The organism is Streptomyces sp. NPDC060000 (genome assembly GCF_042737375.1).
Lineage (GTDB): Bacteria > Actinomycetota > Actinomycetes > Streptomycetales > Streptomycetaceae > Streptomyces.
The window spans coordinates 1-8,263 of sequence record NZ_JBHWUU010000156.1; the positions used below are offsets into that span (position 1 = coordinate 1).

An 8,263-nucleotide genomic window follows, 5' to 3' on the forward strand; every position below is an offset into this window, starting at 1 on the left:
GCTGAAAAGCGCACGGCCCCCCGGTCTTTCCGACAACGAACCGCCCTAGCCGAGCAACCCGCCCACCAGGCCCGGCTGGCCGGAGGACGACGAGCCGCCGTCCGAGCCGCCGCCGCCGCTCGTCGAACCGCCGGAGGTGGCCGAGCCGCCGGAGCCGGGGCCCGAGCTGGTGGCGGGGGCCTGCTCCTGCGGGGTGGACCGCTCGGGCGGGGCCTCGCCCGCGGTGCCCTGGGTCTGGCTGGGCGCGCCTGCGCCGGTGTTGCCGGTCGTGCCGGAGTCCCGGGCCTCGGAGGGCTCGCTGTCCGTGCCTGCCGTCGGGGCGGCCGAGGTGGCGCCCTGCGTGGGTGAGGTGGACGCGGTGGGCTTCCGGGAGGCCTTGTGCGTGCCGGACTTCTGCGGCAGCGGGGAGCCGGGCAGTTCGTTGCGCGGGGGTTCGCCCGGACCGGGGACGATCACCCGGTCGGCGTCGCGGACGGCACCGCCGAGCAGCGAGCCGACCAGCAGGGTGAGCCCGACGGCGATCGAGGTGACGAGGACGCCGCGGCGCAGCACGTAACGGCGCAGTTCCCACAGGTCGGAGCGCGGGCCGAGCCGGCGCCACGCACCGGCGGCGAGGCGTCCGTCGACCGAGTAGACGGGGGCGCCGGCGATGATCAGCGGCGACCAGGCGGCGAGGTAGATGATGTCGGGGGTGTCGTAGACCGGGACGGTCTTCCAGCTGACGGTGACGATGAGCGCGGCCGAGAGTCCGGCGCCGACCACCGCGGCGACCCGCTGCCAGCAGCCCAGGACCGTGAGGACGCCCACGACGACCTGGAGGAAGGCGATGACCAGGCCGGAGCCGACGGGGTGGTGCAGGGCGAACTGGCGCAGCGGTTCGGCGACTTCCCACGGGTGCAGGGTGTTGAGCCACTTCACCATGGAGCCGCGCTTGCCGCCGTCGAAGTAGACGGGGTCGCACAGCTTGCCCATGCCGGCGTAGATGGAGATGAAGCCGAGGAAGATCCGCAGCGGCAGCAGGACCACGCCGAGGTTCATCCGGCGACCCGGGAAGTAGGCGTGCCGGGCGGGGTCGTCGCCGTGCCGCCGGCTGCGCGGAGCCGGGTCGGGGTCGGTGCCGGCGTCCCCGAAGTCCTCGAACTGGGCGTCGTCGTAGGCGGGTTCGTCGTAGGCGGGTTCGTCGTAGGCGCTGCCGACGCCCCGCATGTTCGGCAGGATCCGCTGCTCGCCCTCGGCGGGGGCCCGTTGGGCGCCGACCATCGGGGTCTCGAGGGTCTGCGCGGCGAGGCCGCCGTCGTAACCCCGGTCGCCCATGGCGACGCGGGGGATGACCTGGGTGGCTCCGGCGTCGGCTGCGGGCGGTTCGCCGTGGCCGACGCTGCCTGCCCGCACGGCCTGCAGCAGTCGGTGGGCGCCGGTGTCGTCGGGCGCGGACTTGCCGCTCCAGACGACGGCTCGCCGACGGCCACCGGAAGCGGCGCCCGCTCTGCCGGCCGCCCCGACGGCGGCCATACGCGCGGTGTCATCGATGGCGCTCACGTGCCGGGCGATCCGCGGGGATTGGTTACGCCGCGCCGACGCGCCCAGCTGCACGCGGAAGCTCGCGTGGCTGACGATGATCTGCGCCGGGTCGCTCGGCACCTTCACCATGCTCAGCGCGGGAGCGTCGTCGAATCCCGACGAGCGGTCCCCCGTGGGTGTGCGGGGTGTTCTGGTGTCCACACTCATCTAACCGAGTGACGTGTGTTTAGGACACTGCTTTGACCCGCCGGATCTGTCCGGGCTCCGTCAAGGTTGCCCTACTCGCCGGGATTAGCCCGTTCGAGTGAACCCGTCCCCTCTGCCGCCCTCCACGCCAAGCGGCTTCGCACGGCTGCGCCGGCCTCCGGCCAACGGGCTCAGCCTGCCTGGGCCGCCCGCCCGCCTGCCCTCAGCCCCGTCGCCGAGTGTCGGTGGACACGGCCGGTACGGTCAGCCGGGTTCGCCGCGGCGGGCCAGTGAGACGCCGTCGGCGCCCCGCCTCATACAGCACGATTCCGGCCGCCACACCCGCGGCGCGTCCCTCTGCCGCCCGACGCAGCCACGCGGCTGCGCACGGCTGCGCCGGCCTCCGGCCGACGGGCTCAGCCTGCCCGGGCCGACGGAGCCCGGCCTGCCTCAGACCCGTCGCCGAGCCGCCTCATACAGCACGATTCCGGCCGCCACACCCGCGTTGAGGGATTCCGCGCCACCCGGCATCGGGATGCGGACCCGGTAGTCGCAGGTCTCGCCGACCAGGCGGGAGAGGCCCTTGCCTTCGCTGCCGACGACGATGACGACCGGGCCGTCCAGGGCCTTCAGCGTGCCGACCTCGTGCTCGCCGTCGGCGGCCAGGCCGACGACCGCGATGCCGGCCTTCTTGTAGGCCTCGAGCGCGCGGGTGAGGTTGGTGGCACGGGCGACCGGGGTGCGGGCTGCCGCACCGGCGGACGTCTTCCAGGCGCCGGCCGTCATACCGGCCGCGCGACGCTCGGGGACGACGACGCCGTGGCCGCCGAAGGCGGAGACGGAGCGCACGACCGCACCCAGGTTGCGCGGGTCGGTCACGCCGTCGAGGGCGACGATCAGCGGGTCCTCGCCGTTGTCGTAGGCGGCCGCCGCCAGGTCCTCGGGGTGCGCGTACTCGTACGGCGGGACCTGGAGGACCAGGCCCTGGTGGTTGAGGCCGTTGGTCATGCGGTCCAGCTCGGGACGCGGGGCCTCCATGAGGTGGATGCCGCCGCGCTCACCGGCGAGCTGAAGCGCCTCGCGCACCCGCTCGTCGTTGTCGATGAACTGCTGGACGTAGAGCATCGTCGCGGGCACGCCCTCGCGCAGCGCCTCCACGACGGAGTTGCGGCCGACGACCATCTCGGACGTGCCCTTGCCGCCACGGCCGCGCTGCGCGGGCCGGCGCACGGCCTGCTTCGCCTTGGCGGTCGCGATGCGGTTCGCCTTGTGCTTCTTGCGCATCTCGGCGGGCGGGGTCGGCCCCTTGCCTTCCAGGCCCCGGCGCCGCTGGCCGCCACTGCCGACCTGCGCGCCCTTCTTGCCGGACATGCGGCGGTTGTTGGCTGCCATGAATCTCTCGTCTCCGTGAGCTTTCGTACGTACGTCTTATGCAGTGTGCCGCCCGGAAGGCCGGGCGGCACAGTCGATCAAGGACAGGCCCTGGGCGGCCGTCCCGGAACCGTCCTAGCGCGGGCCGAGGCTCCAGCGCGGCCCCTGCGGGCCGTCCTCGATGGTCAGGCCCGACTGGGTGAGCTGGTCACGAATGGCGTCCGCGGTCGCCCAGTCCTTGCGCCCCCGGGCCGACTCCCGCTGGTCGAGGACGAGTCGTACGAGGCTGTCGACCACGCCGTGCAGGTCCTCACCCCGGGTCTCCTCGCCGGCCCAGTGCGCGTCGAGCGGGTCCAGGCCGAGGACGCCGAGCATCGCCCGGACCTCGGCGAGGCGGGCCACGGCGGCTTCCTTGTCGTCGGCGGCGAGCGCCGAGTTCCCCTGCCGGACCGTCGTGTGCACGATGGCCAGCGCCTGCGGGACGCCCAGGTCGTCGTCCATCGCCTCGGCGAAGGCGGGCGGCACCTCGGCCGCCGGTTCGACGACTCCCCCGGCCTTCTCGACGACGCGCTGCACGAAGCCCTCGATCCGCGCGAACGCCGACTCGGCCTCGCGCAGCGACTCCTCGCTGTACTCGATCATCGAGCGGTAGTGGGGCGTACCGAGGTAGTAGCGCAGCACGATCGGGCGCCACTGCTTCACCATCTCGGAGACGAGGACGCTGTTGCCCAGCGACTTCGACATCTTCTCGCCGCTCATGGTGACCCAGGCGTTGTGCACCCAGTACCGCGCGAACTCGTCGCCGTAGGCCTTGGCCTGGGCGATCTCGTTCTCGTGGTGCGGGAAGATGAGGTCGAGGCCGCCGCCGTGGATGTCGAAGACCGGGCCCAGGTACTTGTGCGCCATCGCCGAGCACTCGAGGTGCCAGCCGGGACGCCCGCGGCCCCAGGGGGTCTCCCAGCTCGGCTCGCCCGGCTTGACGGACTTCCAGAGCGCGAAGTCGCGCTGGTCGCGCTTGCCGGTCTCACCGTCGCCGGAGGGCTGGCGCAGGTCGTCCAGGTCCTGGTTGGACAGCTCCAGGTAGCCCGGGAACGAGCGCACGTCGAAGTAGACGTTGCCGTCGGCCTCGTAGGCGTGGCCGCGCTCGATCAGACCGCGCATCATCTCGATCATCTCGGGGACGTGCCCGGTGGCGCGCGGCTCGTAGGTGGGCGGCAGGCAGCCGAGGGCGTTGTAGCCGTCGTTGAACGCCCGCTCGTTCTCGTACCCGATGGACCACCAGGGGCGGCCCTGCTCGTGCGACTTGGTGATGATCTTGTCGTCGATGTCGGTGACGTTGCGGATGAACGTGACGTCGTAGCCGCGGTGGATGAACCAACGGCGCATGACGTCGAAGTTCAGGTACGAGCGGACGTGCCCGATGTGCGGGGCCGCCTGCACGGTGGCGCCACAGAGGTAGATCGAGACACAACCCGGCTGGAGCGGGGCGAAGTCACGGATCTGCCGGGCACTGGTGTCGTACAGGCGAATGGTCACCTCTCCAGGGTAGTGGGCGCGAAGCGATGCCCCGAGCCCCTTCCACCCAAGGGCCACACATTCGTGACATGCCATGGCATATGTCGGCCGGTGCCGCCCGACTCGCGCGGCACGGAGTCAGCGGGCGCCCGTGCCCGTACCGGCGCCCGTGCCCGTGCCCGCGCCTGTCCCGGTACGTGCCACCAGCGCCGTCGCGATCGCCATCAAGCCCTCGTCCCGGCCCGGGAAACCGAGCCCGTCGGTCGTCGCGCCCGACACCGACACCGGGGCTCCCGCCGCCTCGGACAGGATCTTCTGGGCCTCGTCGCGCCGCTTGCCGATCTTGGGACGGGGGCCGACGACCTGTACCGCGACGTTGCCGATGACGAAGCCGGCCTCGCGGACGATCCGGGCCGCCTCGGTGAGCAGGGTGACGCCCGAGGCGCCGGACCACTCGGGGCGCCCGGTGCCGAAGTGCTGCCCCAGGTCACCGAGGCCGGCCGCGGAGAAGAGCGCGTTGCAGGCGGCGTGCGCGACGACGTCCGCGTCGGAGTGCCCGGCCAGTCCGGGGCCCTCCCCTTCCCACCTCAGGCCCGCGCACCACAGCTCGCGGCCCGCTTCGAAGGCGTGGATGTCGGTGCCGATGCCGACCTGGGGAAGCACCACCCCGGCGAGCGGCGTCTCAGAAGCCATCGTTGAGCCTCCTGCGGGCCAGGACCGCCTCGGCGAGGACCAGGTCCAGGGGACGGGTCACCTTGAAGGCCTCCTCGTGACCGGGGACGACCACGACCGTCAGACCCAGCTGCTCCACCATGCTCGCGTCGTCGGTGACGTTGTCCGTGACGCTCGCGTGAGCGCGGACCAGGGTCTCCCGGTCGAAGCCCTGCGGGGTCTGCACGGCACGGAGGCGGGCGCGCTCGGGGGTGGCGACGACCGGTTCGGGGTCGCCTGCGGTCCGGGCCGGCTCGACCTCCTTGACGGTGTCCGCGAGCGGAAGCGCCGGGACGACGGCCGGAGCGCCCTCACGGACGGCCTCGATCACGGCGTCCACCGTGTCGACGGGGACGAGCGGCCGGGCGGCGTCGTGCACGAGGACGATGTCGTGGCCCGGCGGCAGCGCGTCCAGGCCGAGCCTCACGGACTCCTGGCGGGTCTCGCCGCCGGGGACGACCAGGAAGTCGGTGCGGTCGGGCAGCGCGTGCGCGTCGAGCAGCGACTTCACCTCGGCGGTGCCGTCCGGCGGTGCCACGACGACGACCAGGGCGACGGCGCGGGAGGCGGCCATCGCGCGCACCGCGTGGATCAGCATGGGAGTGCCGCCCAGCGTGCGGAGCGCCTTGGGGGCGCCCGGACCGAGGCGGACGCCCCGGCCGGCGGCCGGAATCACCGCGGCCGTGCGGACGGGCGCGGGGGTGGGACGCGAATCGTCAGACATCGGTTCCTGTCAGGTTTGTGTGCCGGCCTGGCGTGGGTATGCGCTGTGCAGTGCCGGGCGCGACGCCTTGACGGAACCCTTCCGTGACGTTCAGGTCGAGGCGGCAGCCCGGGCCCGGCACAACAAGTATCGAAGCATCGGTCGACGTATCAGGGGGCTGTATCGACCGACCACCCCTGTGGGGGTAGTGCGTACGGCTGTGGGGACAGGGCGCACGGCGGTGTCCGAGCGCGAACATGCCGCAGCGCCCGGCGACGGGAAATACGTCATCGGGCACCGCGGCATTTCAGTGTTCTTCAGTGTGCTGAGGCCGGTCTCGGGCCGGCATCAGAAACTCGAGAACCTTGTCGAGCTCAGCAGGATCAGGATGCGAGGACCTCGTCGAGCAGGGCTTCGGCCTTGTCCTCGTTGGTGTTCTCCGCGAGAGCGAGTTCACTCACCAGGATCTGGCGGGCCTTGGCAAGCATGCGCTTCTCACCGGCGGAGAGTCCGCGCTCGCGCTCACGACGCCACAGGTCACGCACTACTTCAGCGACCTTGATGACATCGCCGGAGGCGAGCTTCTCCAGATTTGCCTTGTAACGACGCGACCAGTTCGTGGGCTCCTCGGCGTACGGCGCGCGCAGCACCTCGAAGACCCGGTCCAGCCCGTCCTGACCGACCACATCACGTACGCCGACGAACTCCGCATTGTCCGCTGGCACACGTACCGTCAGGTCGCCCTGGGCGACCTTCAGCACCAAGTAGGTCTTGTCCACGCCTTTGATCTGGCGAGTTTCGATAGCCTCGATCAGCGCGGCCCCGTGATGGGGATAGACCACGGTGTCGCCAACCTTGAACGTCATGTGACAGGTACCCCTTCCGTGGCTATCCAGGGTAACACGGAAACTGCGGGTTCTGAATGGCGTTTTCGCAGGTCAGGGCATATCTCGGGGCTTGACAACAGCAACAGGAACGTGCTGCGAAGGGGCGGCGCAAGCAGGTATTCGCAGGTCGGAGCGGCTCTCCGAGGGGGGAGAAACACGCACGCTACACACACCCGGAGCCCCACCCAAACGGCCGAACGTCCCCAAATGTCTGCTTTCAGGAGTGCGACTTCCGCTACTCCGTTCGGTTCACGTGGCGGGATACGGGTCGTTTCCGGAATTGATCATCGACCGTTCGGTCCGGGCCTTGATCAATTCCCGGGATCGCCTCGCATTCCCTTCACCGAAAATCCGAGGCCGGACGTCCGCGGCGGTTATGTGAATGGCAGAAGAGCAGGAAGAGGACGGGTGATGTCAATGTGACTCACGAGTCTGGAGTGAGCCACTGGTGGCTGCCGGGACAGCCGCTGCGGAGGCCGCCCGGCGCGTCCGTCGAGGCACGGGATCGCTCTAGAGGCGGGTCGGGTGCGGTGCCGCGAGAACGGCTCGGTAACCTGAGGCCGCTGACAGACCCTTAGGGCGGCTTTATTCAAAGGAAAGCCGCCCGCGTGCACAAGGAGTTGCCGCCGCCGTGAGCAGCAGCCTTCGACGCGGCGTCCTCGCCGCTTCCGCCATCGCGTTCTCGATCGCCTCGCTCGCCGCCTGCGGGGCCGGCAACGACTCCCAGACTCTGGAGATCAAGCCGGACAACGCCGCCGTCCACGTCGGCGACATCAAGCTTCAGAACGTCGTCGTCATCACCCAGCCCGACCTGGAGTCGACCGGTCCCGCCATCATCTCGGCGACCGTCTTCAACAGCGGCAGCAAGGCCCAGACGCTGCAGTCCATCACCCTCGACGGCGGCAAGTCCGCCGAGCTCAAGCCCGCCAAGGGCAAGGGCGAGCTGACCGTGCCGGCCCACGGCTCGGTCGTCATCGGCGGCGAGAACAACGCCTCCGCCGTGCTGACGAACAGCCGGGAGGCCGTCAAGGACGGCGACGCCCAGAAGGTCACCTTCACCTTCAGCGACACCGGCGAGGTCAGCCTGCGCGCCTTCGTCGTCCCCGCCGAGAGCTACTTCTCCTCGTGGGGCCCGAGCGACATCCCGTCCGCCGCGCAGTCCCCCTCCGGGAGCGCGTCGGCTTCGGCTTCGGCTTCCTCTTCGGCTTCCGCTTCGGCTTCACAGAGCGGCACCCCCGGGTCCGGATCGGCCTCCCCGTCGAACTCGGCCTCCTCGTCCGCGTCGGAGTCGGCCGCCGGCCACTGACCCGGTAGACACGGGAAGGGCCCGGTAGACACGGGAAGGGCGGCACCCCGCGTGGGGTGCCGC

7 protein-coding genes are annotated in these 8,263 nt (G+C 71.1%); 1 reads left to right on the top strand and 6 read right to left on the bottom strand.

Going from position 1 to position 8,263, the window contains the following annotated elements:
• Positions 1-45: 45 nt before the first annotated feature.
• The 6 genes from ACFWBB_RS41960 to ACFWBB_RS41985 all read right to left on the bottom strand — a co-directional run bounded on the left by ACFWBB_RS41960 (position 46) and on the right by ACFWBB_RS41985 (position 6,873).
• On the bottom strand, positions 46-1,728 hold the full coding sequence (locus tag ACFWBB_RS41960) for a DoxX family membrane protein (RefSeq protein ID WP_385284383.1): 1,683 nt from the start codon (positions 1,726-1,728) through the stop codon (positions 46-48).
• 429 nt (positions 1,729-2,157) lie between these two features.
• Positions 2,158-3,099: a 23S rRNA (guanosine(2251)-2'-O)-methyltransferase RlmB gene (gene rlmB, locus ACFWBB_RS41965; protein ID WP_385284386.1), complete on the bottom strand. Its 942-nt coding sequence runs from the start codon at positions 3,097-3,099 to the stop codon at positions 2,158-2,160.
• 114 nt (positions 3,100-3,213) lie between these two features.
• A complete protein-coding gene (gene cysS, locus ACFWBB_RS41970) occupies positions 3,214-4,614 on the bottom strand; it encodes a cysteine--tRNA ligase (RefSeq protein WP_385284389.1) in 1,401 nt (466 codons plus the stop codon).
• A gap of 117 nt (positions 4,615-4,731) precedes the next feature.
• Positions 4,732-5,286, bottom strand: coding sequence for a 2-C-methyl-D-erythritol 2,4-cyclodiphosphate synthase (ispF, locus tag ACFWBB_RS41975; RefSeq protein WP_385284392.1), 555 nt, complete (start codon positions 5,284-5,286; stop codon positions 4,732-4,734).
• Positions 5,276-6,028 (bottom strand): 2-C-methyl-D-erythritol 4-phosphate cytidylyltransferase, encoded by a 753-nt coding sequence (gene ispD / locus ACFWBB_RS41980; protein ID WP_385284395.1) that lies wholly within the window; start codon positions 6,026-6,028, stop codon positions 5,276-5,278. Before ispD ends, ispF begins: the two co-directional genes overlap by 11 nt.
• A 362-nt stretch (positions 6,029-6,390) precedes the next feature.
• Positions 6,391-6,873, bottom strand: coding sequence for a CarD family transcriptional regulator (locus ACFWBB_RS41985; protein WP_003953493.1), 483 nt, complete (start codon positions 6,871-6,873; stop codon positions 6,391-6,393).
• A 652-nt stretch (positions 6,874-7,525) separates the two neighbouring features.
• On the opposite strand from ACFWBB_RS41985, the gene ACFWBB_RS41990 reads away from it, so the two are divergent.
• Complete coding sequence (locus tag ACFWBB_RS41990) at positions 7,526-8,200, top strand: DUF461 domain-containing protein (protein WP_385284399.1); 675 nt, start codon at positions 7,526-7,528, stop codon at positions 8,198-8,200.
• Positions 8,201-8,263: the final 63 nt, after the last annotated feature.